The following is a 23,204-nucleotide window of genomic DNA, read 5'->3' as shown; positions in this document are numbered from 1 at the left end:
GCCAGAAGGGCCAGCACCCAACTCTACTGAAGGAACCCACCATGCAAACCTGGCAACACTCGGTGATCTACCAGATCTACCCCAAAAGCTTCCACAGCCACGCGGGTAACGCCACCGGTGACCTGTTGGGCATCGTGGACAAACTCGACTACCTCAAGTGGCTGGGCGTGGATTGCCTGTGGGTCACGCCGTTCCTGCGCTCGCCCCAGCGCGACAACGGCTACGACATCAGCGACTACTACGCAATCGACCCCAGCTACGGCACCATGGCCGATTGCGAGCTGCTGATCAGCGAAGCCGCCAAGCGTGGCATCAAGCTGATGCTCGATATCGTGGTCAACCACACCTCCATTGAACACGAATGGTTCCAGCAGGCGCGCAGCAGCCTCGACAACCCCTACCGCGACTTCTACATCTGGCGCGACCAGCCGAACAACTGGGAATCCAAGTTCGGCGGCTCGGCCTGGGAATACGAAGCACAGACCGGCCAGTACTACCTGCACCTGTTCGACCACACCCAGGCCGACCTCAACTGGGACAACCCCCAGGTGCGCGCCGAGGTGTTCAAGATGATGCGTTTCTGGCGCGACAAAGGCGTGGGTGGGTTCCGCCTGGATGTGATCAACCTGATCTCCAAGCCCGCCGATTTCCCCGAGGACAACAGTGACGGCCGCCGTTTCTACACCGACGGCCCGAACGTGCATGAATACTTGCAGCAAATGCACCGTGAAGTCTTTGAAGGCCATGACCTGATCAACGTCGGCGAGATGTCCTCCACCCGCCTGGAACATTGCATTCGCTATTCGAATCCAGCGTCGAAAGAGCTGTCGATGACTTTCAATTTCCACCACCTGAAAGTCGATTACCCGAACCTGCAAAAGTGGGTGAAGGCCGACTTCGATTTCCTTCAACTCAAGCAGATTTTTTCCGACTGGCAGATGGGCATGCAAGCCGGTGGCGGCTGGAACGCGCTGTTCTGGTGCAACCACGACCAGCCACGGGTGGTCTCGCGTTTTGGTGACGACGGCGAATACCGCGTGGTCTCGGCCAAGATGCTCGCCACGGCGCTGCACTTTCTGCAGGGCACGCCGTATGTGTATCAGGGCGAAGAGCTTGGCATGACCAACCCCGGCTTCGACAGCATCTCGCAGTACCGTGATGTGGAAACCCTGAACATCTTCCGGCTCAAGCGCGATGCGGGCGAGTCCGAAGCCGCAAGCATGGCGGCGATCATGCAGAAGTCCCGCGACAACGGGCGTACGCCCATGCAGTGGAGCACCGAAGCGAATGCGGGGTTCAGCCGCGGTGAACCCTGGATCGGCATCCCCGCCAATGCTGCGCAGATCAACGTCAACAGCCAGATGGATGACCCGGATTCGGTGCTGCATCACTACCGCAGGCTGATCGACTTGCGCCGTCGCGAACCGCTGATACAGCAAGGCGTTTACCGCCCGTTGCTGCAAGACCATCTCCAGGTCTGGGCGTACCTGCGTGAAGGCCATGGCGAGCGCCTGTTGGTACTCAACAACTTCTATGGATCGCCATGCGAGATCCAACTGCCAGAAGGCGTGATCAACGCCGCAAACGAGCAACGCCTGCTGATCAGCAACTACCCCGACTACCCGCTGCGCATGAGCACGGTGGTGCTACGCCCCTATGAATCCTTCGTGCTGCACCTGACGGGTTGAAACACCCCCTGTAGGAGCGAGCTCGCTCGCGAAGATCGCCAACGAAAACGCGCCCCTCCAGGTGTTGCGTGGAGGCTGCAAATTCTTCGCGAGCAAGCTCGCTCCTACAGGTGATCGCGTCACGCAAGACAGTAAGAAAAAACAATAAAAATAAAAGGAGCGCTTCATGAAAACAACAATAAAGCTGGGCCTTATTGCCTCCTGCCTCACGGTGCCTTTTGGCGCGCAAGCCCTGGAGTTTGCCGGGTATTTGCGCAGCGGCGTGGGTACGTCAACGGGCAGCGGCAAGCAGCAATGTTTCCAACTGCCGGGTGCGCAAACCAAATACCGCCTGGGTAACGAATGCGAGCAGTACGCCGAGCTGGAACTGCGTCAGGATTTGCTGACCTTCGACGACGGTTCGGTGCTCAGCGTCGATGCCATGGCTTCCCTTTATAACAAGTACGATCGTGCCCTGAAATTCCAGGGTGAAAACAACGGCTCGGCGCGCATGCCGCAGATGTATGCGCAATGGTCCAACCTGCCCAGCCTCAATGGTGGTTCGCTGTGGGCCGGGCGGCGTTACTACAAGCGTAACGATATCCATATCTCCGACTTCTACTACTGGAACCAGAGCGCCACCGGTGGCGGGATCGAGGACGTGCTGATCGGCGGTTTGAAATACAGCTACGCCCTGTCGCGCAAGGACAACCTGTACCAGAAGGAATACGCCACCCGTCACGACTTCAATGTCGCAGGTTTCAAGACCAACCCCGGTGGCGAACTGGAACTGGGCTTGAGCTACATCGCCAAGGCCGGTGGGCGTGACACCAACAGCGGCTGGGCGCTGACGGCGCAGCATGTGCAAGCAGCCTTCCTGGGTGGCAAGAACAAGTTTGCCCTGCAGTACGGCGAAGGCCCCGGCACCGGCCTGGGCTACACCGGCAATACCGCGCTGGACAAGAGCAGCAAAAGTTACCGCGCGGTGGAGTTCTTTGATTGGCAACTGACTCCGCGTTTTGGCGGGCAAGTTGAAGCGGTGTACCAGAAAGATGTGCGCCCAGGGCGTCAGGACCAGAACTGGATGTCCCTGGGTGTGCGCCCGGCGTATGCGCTCAGCGAGCAATTCAAACTGGTTGCTGAGCTGGGGCACGATCAAGTCGATGCCACCGGCGGTACGCGCAAATTGAGCAAATTTACCTTCGCTCCGACCTGGTCGCCCAAAGGCCCTGAATTCTGGGCGCGGCCGGAGGTGCGGTTGTATTACACCTATGCGTCCTGGAACAAAGCGGCCAAGCGTGCGGCCAATGAGCTGGCGGCGGGCACGGCGTTGTCCGACACCGGCGCCTATGGCACGGCGCGGCATGGGTCGAACGTCGGTGTGCAGGTCGAATATTGGTGGAAGTAATCAGGAGGGAGTACGCGGGCTAATGTGGGAGCGGGGTTGCTCGCGAATGCAGTGGGTCAGTCAGTGAATGTGTCGCCTGATACACCGCTTTCGCGAGCAAGCCCGCTCCCACACTGACCTTCGTCAACCTCAACCTTGCATCGACTCAATGATTTTTAAAGAACAACACAAACAGGTGAAGTCATGATCACATCTCAACCCCTGGAACTGCTGGCACCCTTGTCCGGGGTTTTGCTGGCGCTGGACCAGGTGCCCGACCCGGTATTTTCTGGCCGCGTGATTGGCGATGGCCTGTGCATCGACCCCACCTCGCAAACCCTCTGCGCGCCGTTGGCTGGGGTGATCAGCAACATTCAGGACAGCGGCCATGCGGTCAGCGTCACCGCCGATAACGGTGTGCAAGTGCTGCTGCATATTGGCCTGGACACTGTGAACCTGGCGGGCCAGGGCTTCACCCGGCTGGTCGAGGAGGGCCAGCGGGTGGAGGCCGGGCAGCCGCTGATCGAATTCGATGCCGACTATGTGGCGCTCAATGCACGTAGCCTGCTGACGTTGATGCTCATTGTAAGCGGCGAGCCGTTTGTGCCGTTGGTGGCCGGTCAGGCGCTGGTCGAGTCCGGCCAGCCACTGTTGCAGGTCTCACCGGGGCAGATACCCGCAGAGGTGGACGAGGAGGAGGGCAATGCGCTGTTCTCCAAGCCAGTAACCCTGCCCAACGCCAGCGGCTTGCACGCCCGCCCTGCGGCGGTGTTTGCTCAGGCGGCGAAGGGGTTCAGCTCAAGCATATTTCTGCACAAGCAAACCCTGAGCGCGAATGCCAAGTCGCTTGTGGCGATCATGGCGCTGCAGACCTCCCAGGGCGACAGCGTGCAAGTGAGCGCGGCGGGGGAAGATGCCGAGGCGGCGATCCAGGCGCTGGTGGCGTTGTTGCTCGACGGCTGTGGCGAGACGCTGCCGGTAGCCGTCGAGAAAATCAGCAAGCCCGCTGCGTCGGCGTCTTCGGCGTCCGTGTTGCGAGGCGTCTGTGCGTCGCCGGGCTCGGCGTTCGGCCAGGTGGTCCAGGTGGCTGAACCGACGCTCGACATTCCCGAAGCCGGTGCGGGAGAAACCTTCGAACGTACCGCATTGGCGCGTGGCCTGCGGGCTGCAAACGAGGCGTTGCAAGCGTTGCAGGCCAAGGCGGCCGGCAGCGCCCAGGCCGAGATCTTCCGCGCCCACCAAGAACTGCTCGAAGACCCGACCCTGCTTGAACAAGCCCATAGCCTGCTGGCCGAAGGCAAGAGTGCCGCCTTTGCCTGGAATACGGCAACGGTGGCGACCGCCAAACTTTTTGAAGGCTTGGGCAAAGCGCTGCTGGCTGAGCGTGCGGCGGACTTGGCCGACGTCGGCCAGCGCGTGCTCAAGTTGATCCTGGGCGTGCCAGAGCGGTCCATGGAGCTGCCGGAGTGCGCCATCCTGGTCGCTGAACAACTGACACCCTCACAAACCGCCGGCCTGGACACCAGCAAAGTGCTGGGCTTCGTCACGGTCGCCGGTGGCGCTACCAGCCACGTGGCCATCCTCGCCCGGGCCCTCGGCCTGCCATCCCTTTGCGGCGTACCCAGCCAAGTACTGGCCTTGGCCAACGGCAAGCGGGTATTGCTCAATGCCGACAAAGGCGAGCTGCAGCTGGAGCCGAACCTGGCCGAAATCGAGCAACTGCAGGCGGTGCGCCAACAGCAAAAGCTGCGGCTGCAGCGTGAGGTGGCGCAGGCCTCACGGGCAGCGGTCACCCGCGACGGTCACCACGTCGAGGTCACAGCCAACGTCGCCTCGTTGCAGGAAGTGGAACAATCCCTGACCCTGGGCGGTGAAGGCGTGGGCCTGCTGCGTTCGGAGTTCCTCTACCTGGAACGCAACCGTGCGCCGAGCGCAGAGGAGCAGGCCGACACCTACAGCGCGATCGCCCGCGCCCTCGGCACCGAGCGCAATCTGGTGGTGCGTACCCTGGATGTGGGCGGCGATAAACCCTTGGCCTATGTGCCGATGGACAGCGAGACCAACCCATTCCTTGGCCTGCGCGGTATTCGCCTGTGCCTGGAACGCCCCGAACTGTTGCGTGAACAGTTGCGTGCGATTCTTGCCAGCGCCGGCTTGGCGCGGCTGCATATCATGTTGCCGATGGTCAGCCTGCTGTCGGAGCTGCACCTGGCGCGCAAAATGCTCGAAGAGGAAGCACAGGCGCTTGGCCTGAGCGAACTGCCCAAGCTGGGCATCATGATCGAAGTGCCGAGCGCGGCGTTGATGGCGGACGTGTTTGCGCCCCATGTGGATTTCTTCTCCATCGGCACCAACGACCTCACCCAATACACCTTGGCCATGGACCGCGACCACCCGCGCCTGGCCAGCCAGGCCGACAGTTTTCACCCGGCGGTGCTGCGCCTGATCGACATCACCGTCAAAGCGGCCCATGCCCACGGCAAATGGGTCGGCGTGTGTGGTGCGCTGGCGTCCGAAACCATGGCGGTGCCGGTGTTGATCGGCCTGGGCGTGGATGAGCTGTCGGTCAGTGTACCGCTGATCCCCACCATCAAGGCCACCGTGCGCGAGCTGGACCTGCACGACTGCCAGATCATCGCCCGCCAGGTGCTGGGCCTGGAAGAAGCCGACCAAGTACGCGAGGCCCTGCGCCTGTACCACGCGGCCACCGTTGAAACCTCACCTGTTGTGGAGCACTGAGCATGTTCGAGAAATTGCAGCGGGCGTTCTGGAAAGCCCTGACGCCTGATTTGGTGGCGGAGACGGTTACCGCGCCGACTCCGAGCCTGTTGTCGGCCGATGTGCTGGGTGCGTTGGGCGGGGAGGGCAACGTCACGTCACAGCAGCGCGTGGCGCTCACGCGGGTGCGGGTGCAATTGAAGGAGGTGGGTGGGTTGGATGAGTCGGCGTTGAAGGCTGCCGGTGTACCCGCAGTGATGGTACTGCCGGGCGGCGTGGTTCATCTGCTCACCGGCCTATAAGGCGACGATGATCAGATGTGGGAGCCGGGGTTGCCCGCGATAGCGGTGTGTCAGGCGCCGAATACCTTGACTGTCAGGCCGCCATCGCGGGCAAGCCCGGCTCCCACAGGGATTTGCAGTGTGCGGGCTGTCGTAATCAGAGTTGTGGGGTGTCTTGCGCAGGCTTGGTCTTGTCCACACCCGGCACATGCAGGTTGCCTTCCACCACCTGGTTACCCTCCAGCTGCGGCTGGGTCACCCAGGTGAGGATGTCGTAGTAACGCCGGATGTTCGCCACAAAATGCACCGGCTCGCCGCCGCGGGCGTAGCCGTAGCGGGTCTTGCTATACCACTGCTTCTGCGACAGGCGTGGCAGCATCTTCTTCACGTCCAGCCACTTGTTCGGGTTCAGGCCTTCTTTCTTCGCCAGGATGCGCGCGTCGTCCAGGTGGCCGGTGCCCACGTTATAGGCGGCGAGGGCGAACCAGGTGCGGTCGGGCTCGGCGATCTTGTCGTCCAGCTCATCCTTGATCCTGGCCAGGTACTTGGCGCCGCCCATGATGCTCTGCTTGGGGTCCAGGCGGTTGGACACGCCCATGGCTTGGGCAGTGTTCTGGGTCAGCATCATCAGGCCACGCACGCCGGTCTTGGACGTGACCGTGGGTTGCCACAGCGATTCCTGATAACCAATGGCTGCCAACAACCGCCAATCGACTTTCTCGGCCTTGGCATAGGCGCGAAAGTGTTTCTCGTACTTGGGCAGGCGTTGTTGCAGGTGCTGGGCAAAGGTATAGGCGCCGACATAGCCGAGTACATCGACGTGCCCGTAGTAGCGATCCTTCAGACGCTGCAGGGTGCCATTCTTCTCGACCTTGTCCAGGTAACTGTTGATCTCGTTGAGCAGGCTGTTGTCTTCACCGGCCGCCACCGCCCAGCTCTGGTTGCTGGCATTGCCGAGGTCGAAGGCCACGCGCACATTGGGGAAGTACACCTGGTTCATGGCCACTTCGTTGGAGTCCACCAGGGTCAGGTCGATCTGCCCTTCGTCGACCATGCGCAGCAGATCCACCACCTCAACGGCGTCGGATTCTTCGTATTCAATCGCCGGGTTCTGTTTTTTCAGTGCCGCCAGTTGTTCGGCGTGGGTGCTGCCCTTGAGCACCATGATCTTCTTGCCCACCAGGTCGGCGGCGTTGGTGGGGCGCGATTGGCCGTTGCGGTAGATGATCTGCGGGGTGACTTCAAGGTACGGGTGGGAGAAGCGCACCTGCTGCTGGCGCTGGTCGCTACTCACCAGGCCGGCGGCAGCGAGTACCGGGCCGTTGGGTTTGCTCAACTGGTTGAACAGGTCGTCAAGGTTGTCGGCCGTCTCGATTTCCAGCTTCACGCCTAGGTCGTCGGCAAAGCGCTTGACCAGTTCGTATTCGAAGCCGGTTTCACCGTTACGGTCCTGGAAATACGTAGCGGGACTGTTGCGAGTGACCACCCGCAATACGCCATCCTCCTTGATTCGCTCCAGTGTGCTGGGTTTATCAACACAGGCACTGAGCATCAGGAAGAGCAAGGTGGCGATGAGCCATTTGACGCATCGCAGGCGCGAAACAGTTGGGAAGAACATCTGCGCAGTATACGCAAACGGCTCACGGCGCCATATCTCGACAGCGGCGCACTTGTCTGCTAGCCAGCGCAAAACTGTGCTGCAGCCCGCAGAAACGGGGCTTGGTGAGCGTTTGTGACGGTTAAAATAACTGCGCCCAATGCCCTGGATAACGCCCTGATCCCAGGCAAAGCGTGCCAACTGACGTTCGGCGGCGGCCACCGGTAGCGTTTCGGGTGCCGTTGGCGAAGGTTTACGCTAGAATGCACGGCCTCAAAGCACACCCCTTCCCGAGGCTGTCCCGAAGATGTTGATCCTGCGCGGCGCTCCTGCCCTTTCTGCCTTTCGCCACAGCAAACTCCTTGAGCAACTGAGCCAGAAGGTTCCAGCTGTTACAGGCCTGTACGCTGAATTTGCTCACTTCGCCGACGTAACCGGCGTCTTGACCGCCGACGAACAGCAAGTGCTGGCACGCCTTCTGAAGTACGGCCCAAGCGTTCCCGTTCAAGAGCCGACTGGCCGCTTGTTCCTGGTTCTGCCACGGTTCGGCACCATCTCGCCCTGGTCGAGCAAGGCCAGCGACATCGCCCGCAACTGCGGCCTGGACAAAATCCAGCGCCTGGAGCGTGGGATCGCCTTCTACGTCGCCGGCCAGTTCAGCGACGCCGAGGCGGAGCTGATCGCCAGCAGCCTGCACGACCGCATGACCCAGATCATCGTCAGCCAGCTGGAACAGGCTGCCGGCCTGTTCAGCCACGCCGAGCCGAAGCCGCTCACCGCCATTGACGTGCTGGGCGGTGGCCGCGCCGCCCTCGAGAAGGCCAACACCGAGCTGGGCCTGGCCCTGGCGGAAGACGAGATCGACTACCTGGTCAACGCCTTCAACGGCTTGAAGCGCAACCCCCACGACATCGAACTGATGATGTTCGCCCAGGCCAACTCCGAGCACTGCCGTCACAAGATCTTCAACGCCAGTTGGGACATCGACGGCCAAAGCCAAGAGAAAAGCCTGTTCGGCATGATCAAGAACACCTACGTGATGCACAGCGAAGGCGTTCTGTCGGCTTATAAGGACAACGCCTCGGTGATCGTCGGCTCCGTCGCCGGCCGTTTCTTCCCGGACCCGGAAACCCGCCAGTACGGCGCGGTGCAGGAGCCGGTGCACATCCTGATGAAGGTTGAAACCCACAACCACCCGACCGCGATTGCCCCGTTCCCGGGCGCAGCTACCGGTTCGGGCGGTGAAATCCGCGATGAAGGTGCTACCGGCCGTGGCGCCAAGCCCAAGGCGGGCCTCACCGGTTTCACCGTATCCAACTTGCAGATCCCGGGCTTTGAACAGCCGTGGGAAGTGCCGTACGGCAAGCCTGAGCGCATCGTCACCGCGCTGGACATCATGATCGAAGGCCCGCTGGGCGGCGCCGCGTTCAACAACGAATTCGGGCGCCCGGCGCTCACCGGTTACTTCCGGACCTTCGAGCAGTCCATCACCACCCCGCGTGGCGATGAAGTGCGCGGTTACCACAAGCCGATCATGTTGGCCGGCGGCATGGGCAACATCCGTGAAGAACACGTCAAGAAAGGCGAGATTCTGGTTGGCTCCAAGCTGATCGTGCTCGGCGGCCCGGCGATGCTGATCGGCCTGGGCGGCGGCGCGGCTTCTTCCATGGCCACCGGCACCAGCTCGGCAGACCTGGACTTCGCTTCCGTACAGCGCGAAAACCCTGAGATGGAGCGCCGCTGCCAGGAAGTCATCGACCGTTGCTGGCAGTTGGGTGACAAGAACCCGATCAGCTTCATCCACGACGTCGGCGCCGGTGGTTTGTCCAACGCCTTCCCGGAACTGGTCAACGACGGCGACCGTGGTGGCCGTTTCGAACTGCGCAACATTCCAAACGACGAGCCGGGCATGGCCCCGCACGAAATCTGGAGCAACGAATCCCAGGAACGCTACGTACTGGCCGTTGGCCCTGAAGACTTCGCACGCTTCCAGGCCATCTGCGAACGCGAGCGTTGCCCGTTTGCCGTGGTCGGCGAAGCCACTGCCGAGCCACAGCTGACAGTCACCGACAGCCACTTTGGCAACAGCCCCGTGGACATGCCGTTGGAAGTGCTGCTGGGCAAGGCCCCGCGCATGCACCGTTCGGCCAACCGTGAAGCTGAACTGGGCGATGATTTCGACCCAAGCACGCTGGACCTGGCCAACAGCATCGAACGCGTGCTGCACCATCCGGCCGTGGCGAGCAAAAGCTTCCTGATCACCATCGGCGATCGCACCATCACCGGCCTGGTGGCTCGTGACCAAATGGTCGGCCCATGGCAGGTGCCGGTGGCCGACGTTGCCGTCACCGCCACCAGCTTCGATGTGTACACCGGTGAAGCCATGGCCATGGGCGAGCGCACACCGCTGGCCCTGCTGGACGCTCCGGCGTCGGGCCGCATGGCCATTGGTGAAACCCTCACCAACATCGCCGCCTCGCGCATCGGCAAGCTGTCCGACATCAAACTGTCGGCCAACTGGATGTCCGCTGCCGGCCACCCGGGTGAAGATGCGCGCCTGTACGACACGGTTAAAGCCGTCGGCATGGAGCTGTGCCCGGAACTGGGTATCACCATTCCGGTGGGCAAGGACTCCATGTCCATGGCCACCCGTTGGAACGAAGACGGCACCGACAAGAGCGTCACGTCGCCGCTGTCGTTGATCGTCACGGGTTTTGCGCCGGTCACCGACATCCGCCAGACCCTGACCCCGCAACTGCGCATGGACAAGGGCACCACCGACCTGATCCTGATCGACCTGGGCCGTGGCCAGAACCGCATGGGCGCCTCGATCCTGGCGCAAACCCACGGCAAGCTCGGCAAGCAGGCCCCGGACGTCGATGACGCCGAAGACCTCAAAGCCTTCTTTGCCGTGATCCAGGGCCTGAATGCCGACGGCCACCTGCTGGCTTACCACGACCGTTCCGACGGTGGTTTGCTGACCAGCGTTGTCGAAATGGCCTTCGCCGGTCACTGCGGCCTGAACATCGTGCTCGACAGCGTTGCCGAGGATGCTGCCGAAATCAACGGCATCCTGTTCAACGAAGAATTGGGTGCGGTGATCCAGGTGCGCCAGGACGCTACCCCAGACGTGCTCGCGCAGTTCAGCGCCGCTGGCCTGGCCGAGTGCGTGGCGGTGATTGGCCAGCCGATCAACAACGGCGAAGTCAATATCTCGTTCAACGGCGACACGGTCTTTACCGGCCAGCGCCGCTTGCTGCAACGCCAGTGGGCCGAGACCAGCTACCAGATCCAACGCCTGCGTGATAACGCCGACTGCGCCGAGCAGGAATTCGACGTGATCCTGGAGGAAGACAACCCGGGCCTGAGCACCATGCTCAGCTTCGACGTCAACCAGGACATCGCCGCGCCTTACATCAAGAAGGGCATCCGCCCACAGGTTGCCGTGCTGCGTGAGCAGGGCGTCAACGGCCAGGTGGAAATGGCGGCCGCGTTCGACCGCGCCGGCTTCAATGCGATCGACGTGCACATGAGCGATATCCTCGCTGGTCGCGTTGACCTCAATGAGTTCAAAGGCCTGGTGGCCTGCGGTGGTTTCTCCTACGGCGACGTGCTGGGTGCCGGTGAAGGCTGGGCCAAGTCGGCCCTGTTCAACAGCCGTGCCCGCGATGCGTTCCAGGGCTTCTTCGAACGCAACGACAGCTTCACCCTGGGTGTGTGCAATGGTTGCCAGATGATGTCCAACCTCAGCGAACTGATCCCGGGCAGCGAGTTCTGGCCGCACTTTGTGCGTAACCGTTCCGAGCAGTTCGAAGCCCGTGTCGCCATGGTGCAGGTGCAGGAGTCCAACTCGATCTTCCTGCAGGGCATGGCCGGTTCGCGTATGCCAATCGCCATCGCCCACGGTGAAGGCCACGCCGAATTCAGCAGCGAAGAAGCGCTGCTTGAAGCCGACCTGTCCGGCACCGTGGCCCTGCGTTTCGTCGACAACCACGGCAAGGTCACCGAGAGCTACCCGGCCAACCCGAACGGCTCGCCGCGCGGGATCACCGGCCTTACCAGCCGCGACGGCCGCGTGACCATCATGATGCCGCACCCGGAGCGCGTGTTCCGCGCCGTGCAAAACTCGTGGCGCCCGGAAGAGTGGAACGAAGACGGCGCCTGGATGCGCATGTTCCGCAACGCCCGTGTGTGGGTGAACTAAGGCCGTGTACAAGCTCGCCTTCTTCGTGCCCGACAGCCATGTGGAGACGGTGAAAACCGCCGTCTTCGCAGCCGGCGGCGGGCGCATCGGCGACTACGACAGCTGCGCCTGGCAAGTGCTGGGTCAGGGCCAATTCCGCGCGTTGGACGGCAGCCAGCCGTTTATCGGGCAGGTGGGCCAGGTTGAAGCGGTTGAAGAGTGGAAGGTTGAGTTGGTGGTGGCGGATGAGTTGATTGTGGCTGTCGTGGCTGCTTTGAAACTCAGTCACCCGTATGAGACACCGGCGTATGAGGTGTGGCAGTTGGCGGATTTTTGATCTGTTGGCTGCATAAACAAGAAACCCGCTGGGCCAGTTTGGTCGGCGGGTTTTTTGTTGCCTGCAAGGGCCTCATCGCGGGCAAGTCCGGCTCCCACAGTTTGATCGTGTTGTCCTGTCATGCATCAACCCACTGTGGGAGCTGGCTTGCCTGCGATGGCGCCGGTGCAGGCGCCTCAGAACTTTCCGACAAGCCTTTCAGGTTGTCCCTCGGAACGGGTACCACTAACCTTCGCCAGTCGCTGCCAATTCAGCGACCGGGACTGCAAGCCCGCCGAAACCTCACCAGTTAGTCACAAGCGCCTTTATAATTGCGGCGCTTTTTCATGGTCGCCATTTATGGCGGCTGTGTGCGGGAGACCTTCGGGTCTACCGAGACTTGCTGGTGACTCTCGGTCTTGCAGGCCCGCACACAGCTGCCACCCATCATCTGCAAGTGATGCTGGTAGTTCTTACTTCACACCAGAGGTTTACCATGATCAAAGACAGTCCCAATCCCCCTTCAGATCAGTTATTCAGCGTACGACGCAGTATCGATAGCGAAACCTTGCTCGCCAATACCTCGCAGGACATCGCTTCGCTGCAGGCGCTAACCAGCCAGCTGGCGTTTGAAGTCGCTGGCGCGCAGCGTGATGTTGTCTTGGCAATTTGCCGGATGCTGGAGGGTATTCAGCTCATGGTGGATCGGGTGTTGGACTTGAACGAAGTGCCCGAGCTTAAACCTTCCGACGCCAGTTAAAACCCATTCGCGAGCAAGCCCGCTCCCACATTGATCGTTCCCACGCTCCGCGTGGGAATGCATCCTGTGACGCTCTGCGTCACCCTTGCGCAGGGCGGGACGCAGAGCGTCCGGGGCGGCATTCCCACGCAGAGCGTGGGAACGATCGGTCAGGCGTTGATAGGGCGGGTAACCAACCGCTCCAAAGCCTCACCCAAACCTAAAGCCTTGTCACCAATCAACAAGTGCCAAACCCCGCTATCCAGCTGGCTCACACCCTTGCAACCCAGCGCAGTGAGGTCCGCTTCAGACAGCACCGAATCATCCCCCAACTCCACCCGCAACCGGGTCATCGCTACCGCTTCCAGTTGGCGCACATTCTCTCGGCCACCCAGGGCATTCAGCCACTTTTCGGCCTCGTGTACATTCACCGCCACCGGCTTATCCACAGGCGCAACCGCTACAGGCGTTGCGGCAACAAACCCCGGCATCGCCAAGCGAATCTCATCAGCAATGCTATCGGCCATTGGCCCAACCACTACCTGCAAACTGCCGCCGTTACCCGGGCGCACTACAGCCATGGCGCCCAGTGCTTTCAGTTCAGCATCCACCGCCTTGTTGCGATCCACCATGTCCAACCGCAGCCGTGTGGTGCAGGCACCCACACTCAGCAGATTCTCAGCACCACCCAACGCCTGGATATAAGCCGTCGCACGCTGGTTATCACTCATCGCTTCAGCCTGCACCACCTGGATATCTTCCCGGCCCGGTGTCTTCAGGTTGAAGCGGCGGATGCAGTAGCTGAACACCGTGTAGTAGATCACCGAGTAAGCCAAGCCCACCGGTACCACCAGCCAACCATTGGTGGACTTGCCCCAGCCCAGCACCATGTCGATAAAACCACCGGAGAAGGTAAAGCCCAGGTGGATATTGAGCATGTTGGTCACGGCCATCGACAGGCCGGTCAGCAGCGCATGCAGCAAGTAGAGGAACGGCGCCAGGAACATGAAAGCAAATTCAATCGGCTCGGTCACCCCGGTGAGGAACGAGGTCAGCGCCATCGACAGGAAGATGCCGCCCATCACTTTGCGCCGCTCAGGCAACGCATTGCGGTACATCGCCAGGCACGCAGCCGGCAGGCCGAACAGCATCACGGGGAACATGCCGGTCATGAACTGGCCGCCTTTCGGGTCGCCGGCAAAGTAGCGGGTCAGGTCGCCGGTCACCACCGCGCCGGTCACCGGGTCGGTAAAGCTGCCGAACACGAACCAGGCCATGTTGTTAAGGATGTGGTGCAAGCCGGTGACGATCAGCAGGCGGTTGAACACGCCAAACACGAACGCGCCCAGGCTGCCGCTTTCCATCAGCAGTACGCCGAAGCTGTTGATGCCGTGCTGGATCGGCGGCCAGATCAGGCCGAAGATCACGCCCAGGCCCACCGCGCTGAAGCCGGTGACAATCGGCACAAAGCGTCGCCCACCGAAGAACGCCAGGTACTCCGGCAACTTGATGTCCTTGAAACGGTTGTACAGCCCGCCGGCCATCAAGCCGCTGGCGATACCGGCGAGCATGCCCATGTTGATGGTGGTGTCCATCACCTTGAGCGTGGAGATCATCACCAGGTAACCAATCGCCCCTGCCAGGCCCGCAGTGCCGTTGTTGTCACGGGCAAACCCCACGGCAATGCCGATGGCGAAGATCAGCGCCAGGTTGGCGAAGATCGCCTGGCCGGCATCGTGCATCACCGCAATGTTGAGCAAGTCGGTGTCGCCCAGGCGCAGCAACAGGCCGGCAATCGGCAGGATCGCGATCGGCAGCATCAGGGCGCGGCCCAGGCGTTGCAGGCCTTCGATAAAGTGTTGGTACATGGCGTGTCTCCCTATTCTTGTTGTTTTCAGCTCAGCGGCCAGTGGTGTTGACAGGCTTGGCGAACGGCTTTAGCGCTGCTCAGGTCGAGCAGTGCCTGGCTCAGTTGCCGGCATTGCGCCGCGTCCAGATGACGAACGCGGTCCTTGATCTCTCCGATCTGCGGCGGGCTTACCGACAGCTCGGTGACGCCCAGGCCGACCAGTACCGGCGTGGCCAGCGGGTCGGAGGCCAGCGCGCCGCACACGCCAACCCAACGGCCATGCTTGGCTGCGCCGGCGCAGGTTTGGGCGATCAGCCGCAACAACGCCGGGTGCAGCGCGTCGACACGGGCGGCCAGGCCTGCGTGGTCGCGGTCCATGGCGAGGGTGTACTGGGACAGGTCATTGGTGCCGATGGACAAAAAGTCCGCATGCTCGGCGAGCTTTTCGGCCATGAGCGCGGCGGCGGGCACTTCGATCATCACGCCCAGTTCGGGGCGCTGCGTCAGTTCCAGCTCCACGCACAGTTCATCCAGGCGCTGGCGAATCTGCAGCAGTTCATCCACCTCGCTGACCATCGGCAGCAGGATGCGGCAACGCCCCAGCGGCGCGACTTGCAGCAGGGCACGCAGTTGCTGGTCGAGCAGTTCCGGGCGTACCTGGGCCATGCGAATGCCGCGCAGGCCCAGCACCGGGTTGGCCTCGACGGGCAGCGGCAGGTAGTCGAGTTGCTTGTCGCCGCCCACATCGATGGTGCGGATGATCACCGACTTGTCACCCATGGCGTCTAGCACAGCCTGATAAGCCTGGCGTTGTTCCTGCTCATCCGGCGCGGTGCGACGGTCGACAAACAGGAATTCGGTGCGCAGCAGGCCGACGCCATCGGCGCCGTTTGCGAACGCCAGTTGGGCTTCGCTGCTGGAGGCGACATTGGCGGCGATTTCGATGGTCACGCCATCGCGGGTACTCGCCGCTTGCTGGGCTTGGGCCTGCTGCTCTTTACGACGCAGTTTTTGTGTTTCGCGAATCTGGTGCACTTCGGCATGGCGCGCGTCGCTGGGGGCCAGTTCCAAGCGGCCATTGGCGGCGTCGAGCACCACCCGTTGGCCTTGGGGCACGTCGAGCACTTCATCGCCCAATGCCACCACACAGGGCAAGCCTTTGCCTCGGGCCAAAATGGCCACATGGGAGGTCGCGCCGCCTTCGGCCATGCAGATGCCCGCTGCGTTTTGCGTGCTCAGTTGCAGCAAGTCCGAGGGCGTCAGTTCATGGGCGCTGACAATCGCCCCGGCCGGCAATTCGAAGTGCCAGGCTTCACCCAGCAACGCACGCAATACCCGTTGTTGCAGGTCGCGCAGGTCGTTGGCGCGCTCGGCGAACAGCGGCTTGCCCAAGGCCAGCAGCACGGCGCATTGGGCCTGGATCGCATCACGCCAGGCGTGGGTGGCGGCGCTGCCTTGTTCGATGGCAGCGGTGGCTGCGTCGAGTAATGCCGGGTCTTCCAGCAGGGCGAGGTGGGCGGCGAAGATCTCTTCTTCTTCGACATTCTTGCGTTGGCGCGCCTGGTCCAGCGTGTTGCGGATTTCGCCGCGCACTTGGTCAAGGGCGGCATCCAGGCGTTGCAGTTGTTCGTCGACGCTATGATTGCCGCTGTCTTGCGGCAGCTCGATGCCCGTCAGGCGGAACAATGGCCCACATACCAGGCCCGGTGCCGCGCATACGCCTTGCAGCACATTGGCTTCGGTATTCGCTCGGCGTGGTGTGGCAACGACCGGCGCGTGATGCTCCGCGTGGATCGCCACGGACAGCGCGGCGACCAATGCCTGTAACGCCGCCTCGCCATCCTTGCCACGGCAGGTCACTCGTACCTCGTCACCTTCGCCAATACCCAGCCCCATCAGGCCGATCAGGCTGTCGCAAGCCGCGGTTTTATCACCGAAGTGCAGCTGCGATTGGCTGCTGAAGCCCTGGGCAGTCTTGCGGATCAGCGCGGCAGGGCGCGCATGCAAGCCGCCACGGTGGGTAATGCGTACCGTGGCGCTCACTTCTGCGACCGAGTTATCCACAGCGGTTTTCACCGGCGCGGATGTGCGCAGGGCAATGCGCATCAGCGCTTCACCGACCTTCACGGTCTTGCTCGCGATGGGTTGCAGCTCGAAGCGGTCACTGTTGGTCAGGATGATCAGGCTCACCAGGCTTTTGCACTGGCGCGCAATACGATCCAGGTCAAACTGCACCAACGGCTGGCCCTCGCTCACCCGTGCGCCATCCTTCACTAGCAAAGCAAAGCCTTCGCCATTGAGCTCCACGGTGTCGATGCCCACGTGCATCAGCACTTCGGCACCGTTGTCGGCGCGGATGGTCAGCGCATGCCCGGTGCGGGCGACATGGATGATCACGCCGTCGCAGGGCGCCTGCAGGCAATCGTTCAGCGGGTCGATAGCGAGACCGTCGCCCATGGCGCCGCTGGCGAACACTTCGTCGGGGACGCGGTTCAGGGCCAGCACCGGCCCACTCAAGGGGGCGCTAAGGGTCAATGGATTATTGTTGTTGGGCATGGGCACGGTACTCATCAGGAAAACGCCGCTTTAGTGCGTGCGGGTGACTTTGCTCAGGTGACGCGGCTGGTCCGGGTCCATGCCTCGCGCCTCGGCAAGGCCTGCGGCCATCACGTAGAAACTCTGGATCGCCAGGATCGGGTCCAGGCTTGGGTGTTCAGCGCGGCTCAGGGTCAGGTCGCGTTCGGCGATGTCATCCGGCGCAGCCAGCAGCACGCGGGCACCGCGTTGGCGCATATCGGCGGCCAGGCTCAACAGGCCGGCCTGCTCGGCGCCGCGTGGGGCGAACACCAGCAGGGGGTAGTTCTCGTCGATCAGCGCCATCGGCCCGTGGCGCACTTCGGCGCTGCTGAAGGCTTCGGCCTGGATCGCCGAGGTTTCCTTGAGCTTGAGCGCGGCTTCCTGAGCGATGGCAAACCCGGCGCCTCGGCCGATGACCATCAAGCGCTGGCTGTCTTTGAGGGCGTCGATGGCCGTGCGCCAATCCTGTCTGGCGGCGTCACGCAGGCCCTCGGGCAAGGCCTGACAGGCTTGCAGCAAGTCGGCTTCCTGATTCCAGTGGCCGATCAGTTGCGCACTGGCGCTGAGGGTGGCGATAAAACTTTTGGTGGCGGCCACGCTGAGTTCCGGCCCGGCGCACAGCGGCACATGGAATTCGCACGCGGCTTCCAGTGGCGAGTCTTCGGCGTTGACCAGCGAGATGCTCAAGGCGCCACGTTTGCGTAACAGGCGCAGGCTATTGACCAGATCCGGGCTCTGCCCCGATTGGGAGAAACCAAACGCTACCTGGCCGCTGACTTTCATCGGCGCCTGCAACAGGGTCACCACCGACATCGGCAGCGACGCCACGGGAATGCCCACGTGCTGCATGGCCAGGTAAGCGAAGTAACTGGCGGCGTGGTCGGAGCTGCCGCGAGCGATGGTCATCGCCACTTGCGGTGGCTGGCGGCGCAGGCGCCCGGCGACTTCTTCCAGCATGGGATTCAGGCGTTGCAGTTGGGCCGCGACGGCGTCGCAGGAGGCCAGGGCCTCTTCAAGCATTTTTGAAGTCAATGGTGTCTCCTTCGACCATTACGTCGGTGAGTGTCAGGGAGCGGTCCAGGCGCACGCAGTCGGCAAAGCTGCCGGGTTGCAGGCGGCCGCGTTCTTCCAGGCCCAGGTAGTCCGCAGGAAATTGCGACAGGCGTTGTGAGGCTTCACTGATTGGCAGGCCGATTTTCACCAGGTTGCGCAGCGCCTGATCCATGGTCAGGGTGCTGCCGGCCAGGGTGCCGTCGGCCAGGCGCACGCCGCCCAGGCATTTGGTCACGGTGTGGCTGCCCAGCTTGTATTCGCCATCGGGCATACCGGCGGCGGCGGTGGAGTCGGTGACGCAGTACAGGCAGGGGATCGAGCGCAACGCCACGCGCATGGCGCCGGGGTGCACATGCAGCAAGTCCGGGATCAGCTCGGCGTACTGGGCGTGGGCCAGCGCGGCGCCGACGATGCCGGGTTCGCGGTGATGCAGCGGGCTCATGGCGTTGTACAAGTGGGTGAAGCTGGTGGCGCCAGCGGCCAGGGCGGCAACGCCTTCTTCATAGCTGCCCAGGGTGTGGCCGATCTGCATGCGCACGCCGCGTTCGCTGAGGGCGCGGATCAGAGCGTCGTGGCCGGCGATTTCCGGGGCGATGGTGATCACCCGGATCGGCGCCAGGCGCAGGTAGGCTTCCACTTCCTGCATCAACGCGGTGTGGGCGAAGTTGGGTTGGGCGCCGAGTTTTCCCGGATTGATGTAGGGGCCTTCCAGGTGCACGCCGAGTACGCGGGCGCTGCCGGCTGGCCGCTGTTCGCAGAACGTGCCGAGCTCACCGAGTACCCGGGAGATTTCTTCCACCGGCGCCGTCATGGTGGTGGCCAGCAGCGAGGTGGTGCCAAAACGCACGTGGGTACGGGTAATGGTCTCGAAGGCGCCCGTACCTTCCATGATGTCCGCGCCGCCACCGCCATGCACATGCAGGTCGATAAAGCCCGGCAGCAGGTAGGGCAGGTCGTTGTCGGCCGGGTCGCACGGCGTGCCGTCAATGGCGACAACCTTGCCGTGCTCATGCACCAGGCGACCGCGCATCCAGCCGCTGGGCGTGAGGATATTGTCTTCAGTCATGGGCAGTTCTCTAAGTTCGCAATTCGGCGGAATAATCATGGCGGCGCAGCTCTGCGACAAAGTCGTAGTAGTCATTGCGGCAGTAGGTGTCGGTGATCTCAATCGGCGTGTTGTCGGCGGTGTAGCCCACGCGGGTCATCAGCAGCATGGCGGTGCCGGGGGCGATGCCCACCAGCGCGGCAAACTCATCCGAGGCATTGATCGCCTGGATATGCTGCAAGGCGCGCACGATGGGCTTGCCGATGCTTTCCAGGTATTCGTACAACGAATTGCCGATGGCCTGGGGGTGGGGCAACACCGACGCTGGCATGGCAGTCATTTCAATCGCCATCACCGTGTCATCGGCTTTGCGCAGGCGCTTGAGGCGCGCCACTTTGTCGGTGGGCGACAGGCCCAGGCGGATCAGTTCTTCATGGGTCGGCGGGGTGATGTCGCGTTCCAGCCACTGGGATGTGGGCACAAAACCCTTGAGCCGCAGCATTTCGCTGAACCCCGACAGGCGCGACAAGGGTTGTTCCAGGCGCGGCGTGATAAAGGTGCCGGAGCCTTGGCTGCGACGGATCAGGCCTTGAGCCAGCAACACTTCCAGCGCTTTACGAGCGGTGACCCGCGAGATGCTCAACTGCTCGCTGAGGGCGCGTTCCGAAGGCAGGGCCTGTTCCGATTTCCACTGGCCGGCATGGATCGCTGCTTCAAGGCTGCGGGCCAGTTGCAGGTACAGCGGCGTGGATTGCTTGTCGTCGGGGCGCAGGGCCAGGATGGGGTTCATCTGTCAGGTTTCCGATGCGTTATTGGAGTGTTGTCGCCCGGTAATGGCCGAAAACTAATACCACTTAAATACCATGTCAATGCTACCAAAACGGTGCGAATCCCGGTTTCAAGGCACTTTAATGGGGCTTGGTATCAAGTGGTATTAGAGAGGTCTTTGTGGCGCGCATAAGTGCAGGGTCCCGCGCGGTGAACTGGTATTCACCGGCAAGCGCTGCCTGGGGCAGGAATTATTTTCGAATTATTTTACGAACGGCGTGGGATTACGGCCGAATCTCGATGAGGGTGCCGTCTTTGACCAGGTTCCACACTTCGCGCATATCCACGTTGCGCATGCCGATGCAGCCGTCGGTCCAGTCCAGGGTGTGAAACCACTGTTCCGGGTAGTCTTCAGTGTCGGGGGTGCCATGGATCATGATCATGCTGCCCGGCTTCACGCCTTCGCGGCGTGCGCGGGCGGCGTCGCTGATGTTCGGGTAGGAAATGTGCATGGCCAGGTTGAAGCGGTCGCTGGTCTTGCGCCAGTCGAGCCAGTAGAGGCCTTCGGGCGTGCGGCGGTCGCCTTCGATCAGCTTGTGGCCCTTGGGGTTCTTGCCCAGGGAAATGCGATAGGTCTTGAACGGCTTGCCGTCGTTGATCAACTGCAGCTGGTGGGCGGACTTGAGTACCAGGACTTTCTCGACCGTTTTACCGCCAAGGGTTTGCACCGTGGAGGCCGGGGACAGCGTGGCGAACGACAGGCAGATCAGAGCAAGCAACCAACGCATTGAAACGGTATCCCTTTGGCGACATTGGCCGGCTTGTTATTGGGCGGGCTTGGACAGCGGTGGCACAGATTCGCTACGTACCGGGTACGCCTGTTGGCGACGGTCAGCGAAGAAGCATTCTAAGGTACGCCCGACCGTGCGGAAAGCCAGCTCGGACCAAGGGATATCGGCTTCGTCGAACAGCCTCACTTCCAGGCTCTCCTGGCCAGCGGCGAAGTCCAGATCGATCAATTCGGCGCGGTAGAAGATATGCACCTGACTGATGTGCGGCACATTGATCAGGGTATAGATGCTTAAGTTGCGCACCCGGGCGCAGGCTTCTTCCAGGGTTTCACGCATGGCGGCCTGTTCGACGGTCTCGCCATTTTCCATAAAGCCGGCGGGCAGGGTCCAGTAACCCAGGCGTGGCTCGATGGCGCGGCGGCACAGCAGCACTTGGTCGCCCCACACCGGCACGGTACCGGCGACGATATTGGGGTTCTGGTAATGAATGGTCGAGCAGTGATCGCATACATAACGCAGGCGCGCGTCGCCTTCGGGAATACGTTGGGTCACCGGTTTGCCGCACTGGCTGCAGAAATTCATGCTGGGGTTCCTGGAGAATGGGCACATCTTGGCTTGGTGCCGGGCGTTCCTGCAAGTTGTCGTTTAGCGACAGCTCTGCGGTTTTGGGGTTGGGCGCTCGCACGCTTTGGTGCATGATGCAAGGTAGCCAACAGACCGAGATGACTCATGCTGGACGAGCTACTTCGCCGGGTAAGCAATCACACCCCCCATACCCTGGAAACCGACGGGCGTTTCCCCGAGGCGGCGGTGCTGGTGCCGATTACCCGCAGTGACGAACCCGAGCTGATCCTGACCCTGCGCGCCAGCGGGCTGTCGACCCACGGTGGCGAAGTGGCCTTTCCCGGCGGGCGCCGCGACCCCGAAGACCCGGACCTGATCTTTACCGCTTTGCGCGAAGCCGAAGAAGAAATCGGCCTGCCGCCGGGGCTGGTTGAAGTCATTGGCCCGTTGAGCCCGCTGATTTCCCTGCACGGCATTCGCGTAACGCCCTATGTGGGCGTGGTCCCCGATTACGTCGAATACCTGGCCAACGACGCCGAGATTGCCGCCGTTTTCAGCGTGCCTTTGGACTTTTTCCGACAGGACCCACGCGAACATACCCACCGCATTGATTACCAGGGCCGCAGTTGGTATGTGCCCAGCTACCGGTTCGGCGAATACAAAATCTGGGGGCTGACGGCAATCATGATTGTCGAGCTGATCAACCTGCTCTATGACGATGCCAAGATCAGCCTGCACCAGCCACCCAAGAGCTTCATCAATCTATAAGCCATCGTTTAAATGGCAAGCCGTGAGGAAAAACCATGAAGTACCGCCTGGGCGACGCCCGCGTCGAGATGCACCCCCACAGCTGGGTGGCACCCAATGCCACCCTGGTGGGTAAGGTCAAGCTGGAGGAGGGCGCCAACGTCTGGTTCAACGCGGTATTGCGTGGCGATAACGAGCTGATCCTGATCGGCAAGAACAGCAACGTGCAGGACGGCAGCGTGATGCACACCGACATGGGCTACCCGCTGACCCTGGGCACTGGCGTGACCATTGGCCATAACGCCATGCTGCACGGCTGCACCGTCGACGACTACAGCCTGATTGGTATCAACGCGGTGATCCTCAACGGCGCCAAGATCGGCAAGCACTGCATCATTGGCGCTAACTCGCTGATCGGCGAAGGCAAGGAAATCCCCGATGGCTCGCTGGTCATGGGCTCGCCAGGCAAAGTGGTGCGTGAGCTGACCGAGGCGCAAAAGCGCATGCTCGAAGCCAGCGCCGCGCACTATGTGCATAACGCGCAGCGTTATGCCCGTGACCTGGCTGAGCAGCAGGAATGAGCACAATTGAACGACCGGTCGCCTCGCCCTGCGTGAGCATTTGCGCACTGGATGATGACGATATCTGCACCGGCTGCCAGCGCAATGTGGATGAAATCACGCGCTGGAGCCGCATGGACAACGCCGAGCGCCGGGTGGTGCTGGGGTTGTGCCATGAGCGGGCGGTGGCGAGCGGGATGATGTGGATGACCCCTGGGAAATCCGGCGCCTGACAGGCCGCCATCTCCCACCCTTGATGTGTGAATACCGTCAAATGTGGGAGCTGGCTTGCCTGCGATGAGGCCCTGCCAGACGACATCCTTGTAATTGTGTACCCTGTGCGGCATTGCCCACAGGTCCAT

Annotated in this window: 18 protein-coding genes; 10 read left to right on the top strand and 8 right to left on the bottom strand. The window is 62.1% G+C overall.

The genetic code is table 11. The annotated features are described in order from the left end of the window. Positions 1-41: 41 nt before the first annotated feature. The 4 genes from treC (at position 42) to E1K68_RS22540 (ending at position 6,074) form a co-directional block, all read left to right on the top strand. On the top strand, positions 42-1,688 hold the full coding sequence (gene treC, locus E1K68_RS22555) for an alpha,alpha-phosphotrehalase (protein WP_212614673.1): 1,647 nt from the start codon (positions 42-44) through the stop codon (positions 1,686-1,688). A gap of 166 nt (positions 1,689-1,854) precedes the next feature. Next, complete coding sequence (locus E1K68_RS22550; protein ID WP_003193991.1) at positions 1,855-3,075, top strand: carbohydrate porin; 1,221 nt, start codon at positions 1,855-1,857, stop codon at positions 3,073-3,075. Positions 3,076-3,258: 183 nt separating this feature from the next. Then, positions 3,259-5,793, top strand: coding sequence for a phosphoenolpyruvate--protein phosphotransferase (gene ptsP, locus E1K68_RS22545; protein ID WP_212614672.1), 2,535 nt, complete (start codon positions 3,259-3,261; stop codon positions 5,791-5,793). Positions 5,794-5,795: 2 nt separating this feature from the next. Beyond that, on the top strand, positions 5,796-6,074 hold the full coding sequence (locus tag E1K68_RS22540; RefSeq protein WP_137203883.1) for a PTS transporter subunit EIIB: 279 nt from the start codon (positions 5,796-5,798) through the stop codon (positions 6,072-6,074). Positions 6,075-6,210: 136 nt separating this feature from the next. Here E1K68_RS22540 and mltF read toward each other — a convergent pair whose 3' ends face one another. Then, positions 6,211-7,671, bottom strand: a complete 1,461-nt coding sequence (gene mltF / locus E1K68_RS22535; RefSeq protein WP_003193988.1) for a membrane-bound lytic murein transglycosylase MltF — start codon at positions 7,669-7,671, stop codon at positions 6,211-6,213. Between the two features lie 286 nt (positions 7,672-7,957). Between mltF and purL the strand changes: the two genes are divergently transcribed. The 3 genes from purL (at position 7,958) to E1K68_RS22520 (ending at position 12,909) form a co-directional block, all read left to right on the top strand. Further along, positions 7,958-11,854, top strand: coding sequence for a phosphoribosylformylglycinamidine synthase (gene purL / locus E1K68_RS22530; protein WP_056789089.1), 3,897 nt, complete (start codon positions 7,958-7,960; stop codon positions 11,852-11,854). 4 nt (positions 11,855-11,858) lie between these two features. Next, entirely contained in the window at positions 11,859-12,170 is a 312-nt protein-coding gene (locus E1K68_RS22525) for a YqfO family protein (protein ID WP_212614671.1), read from the top strand. A gap of 475 nt (positions 12,171-12,645) precedes the next feature. Beyond that, the gene (locus tag E1K68_RS22520; RefSeq protein ID WP_003193983.1) at positions 12,646-12,909 is read left to right on the top strand and encodes a DUF6124 family protein; all 264 of its coding nucleotides are present in this window, start codon (positions 12,646-12,648) and stop codon (positions 12,907-12,909) included. A gap of 149 nt (positions 12,910-13,058) precedes the next feature. On the opposite strand, the gene nagE is transcribed toward E1K68_RS22520, so the two are convergent. From nagE to E1K68_RS22485, 7 genes are all read right to left on the bottom strand, one after another. Beyond that, positions 13,059-14,756: an N-acetylglucosamine-specific PTS transporter subunit IIBC gene (gene nagE, locus E1K68_RS22515; RefSeq protein ID WP_212614670.1), complete on the bottom strand. Its 1,698-nt coding sequence runs from the start codon at positions 14,754-14,756 to the stop codon at positions 13,059-13,061. Between the two features lie 26 nt (positions 14,757-14,782). Beyond that, a complete protein-coding gene (gene ptsP / locus E1K68_RS22510) occupies positions 14,783-17,293 on the bottom strand; it encodes a phosphoenolpyruvate--protein phosphotransferase (RefSeq protein ID WP_212614921.1) in 2,511 nt (836 codons plus the stop codon). A 30-nt stretch (positions 17,294-17,323) separates the two neighbouring features. Next, positions 17,324-18,346, bottom strand: a complete 1,023-nt coding sequence (locus E1K68_RS22505) for an SIS domain-containing protein (RefSeq protein WP_003193980.1) — start codon at positions 18,344-18,346, stop codon at positions 17,324-17,326. Next, positions 18,327-19,433: an N-acetylglucosamine-6-phosphate deacetylase gene (nagA, locus tag E1K68_RS22500; protein WP_137203886.1), complete on the bottom strand. Its 1,107-nt coding sequence runs from the start codon at positions 19,431-19,433 to the stop codon at positions 18,327-18,329. The genes E1K68_RS22505 and nagA overlap by 20 nt, the downstream gene beginning before the upstream one ends. A 10-nt stretch (positions 19,434-19,443) precedes the next feature. Continuing rightward, on the bottom strand, positions 19,444-20,202 hold the full coding sequence (locus E1K68_RS22495) for a GntR family transcriptional regulator (RefSeq protein ID WP_003193978.1): 759 nt from the start codon (positions 20,200-20,202) through the stop codon (positions 19,444-19,446). A 262-nt stretch (positions 20,203-20,464) separates the two neighbouring features. Beyond that, on the bottom strand, positions 20,465-20,968 hold the full coding sequence (locus E1K68_RS22490; protein WP_003193977.1) for a L,D-transpeptidase family protein: 504 nt from the start codon (positions 20,966-20,968) through the stop codon (positions 20,465-20,467). A 36-nt stretch (positions 20,969-21,004) separates the two neighbouring features. Beyond that, positions 21,005-21,553 carry an NUDIX hydrolase gene (locus tag E1K68_RS22485; RefSeq protein ID WP_003193976.1) on the bottom strand — a complete coding sequence of 183 codons (549 nt, stop codon included), beginning with the start codon at positions 21,551-21,553 and terminating at the stop codon, positions 21,005-21,007. 147 nt (positions 21,554-21,700) lie between these two features. Here E1K68_RS22485 and E1K68_RS22480 point away from each other — a divergent pair, with 147 nt between their 5' ends. The 3 genes from E1K68_RS22480 to E1K68_RS22470 are packed head-to-tail and all read left to right on the top strand — an operon-like array spanning position 21,701 to position 23,075. After that, complete coding sequence (locus E1K68_RS22480; protein WP_003193975.1) at positions 21,701-22,303, top strand: CoA pyrophosphatase; 603 nt, start codon at positions 21,701-21,703, stop codon at positions 22,301-22,303. 35 nt (positions 22,304-22,338) lie between these two features. Next, positions 22,339-22,863 (top strand): gamma carbonic anhydrase family protein, encoded by a 525-nt coding sequence (locus E1K68_RS22475; protein WP_003193974.1) that lies wholly within the window; start codon positions 22,339-22,341, stop codon positions 22,861-22,863. Beyond that, complete coding sequence (locus E1K68_RS22470; RefSeq protein ID WP_003193973.1) at positions 22,860-23,075, top strand: DUF1289 domain-containing protein; 216 nt, start codon at positions 22,860-22,862, stop codon at positions 23,073-23,075. Before E1K68_RS22475 ends, E1K68_RS22470 begins: the two co-directional genes overlap by 4 nt. Positions 23,076-23,204: the final 129 nt, after the last annotated feature.

It is taken from the genome of Pseudomonas sp. B2021, assembly GCF_018135665.1.
Classification (GTDB): domain Bacteria; phylum Pseudomonadota; class Gammaproteobacteria; order Pseudomonadales; family Pseudomonadaceae; genus Aquipseudomonas; species Aquipseudomonas lactis.
The sequence above is the reverse complement of the archived record's forward strand: the minus strand, read 5'-3'. Positions and strand labels throughout refer to the sequence as shown.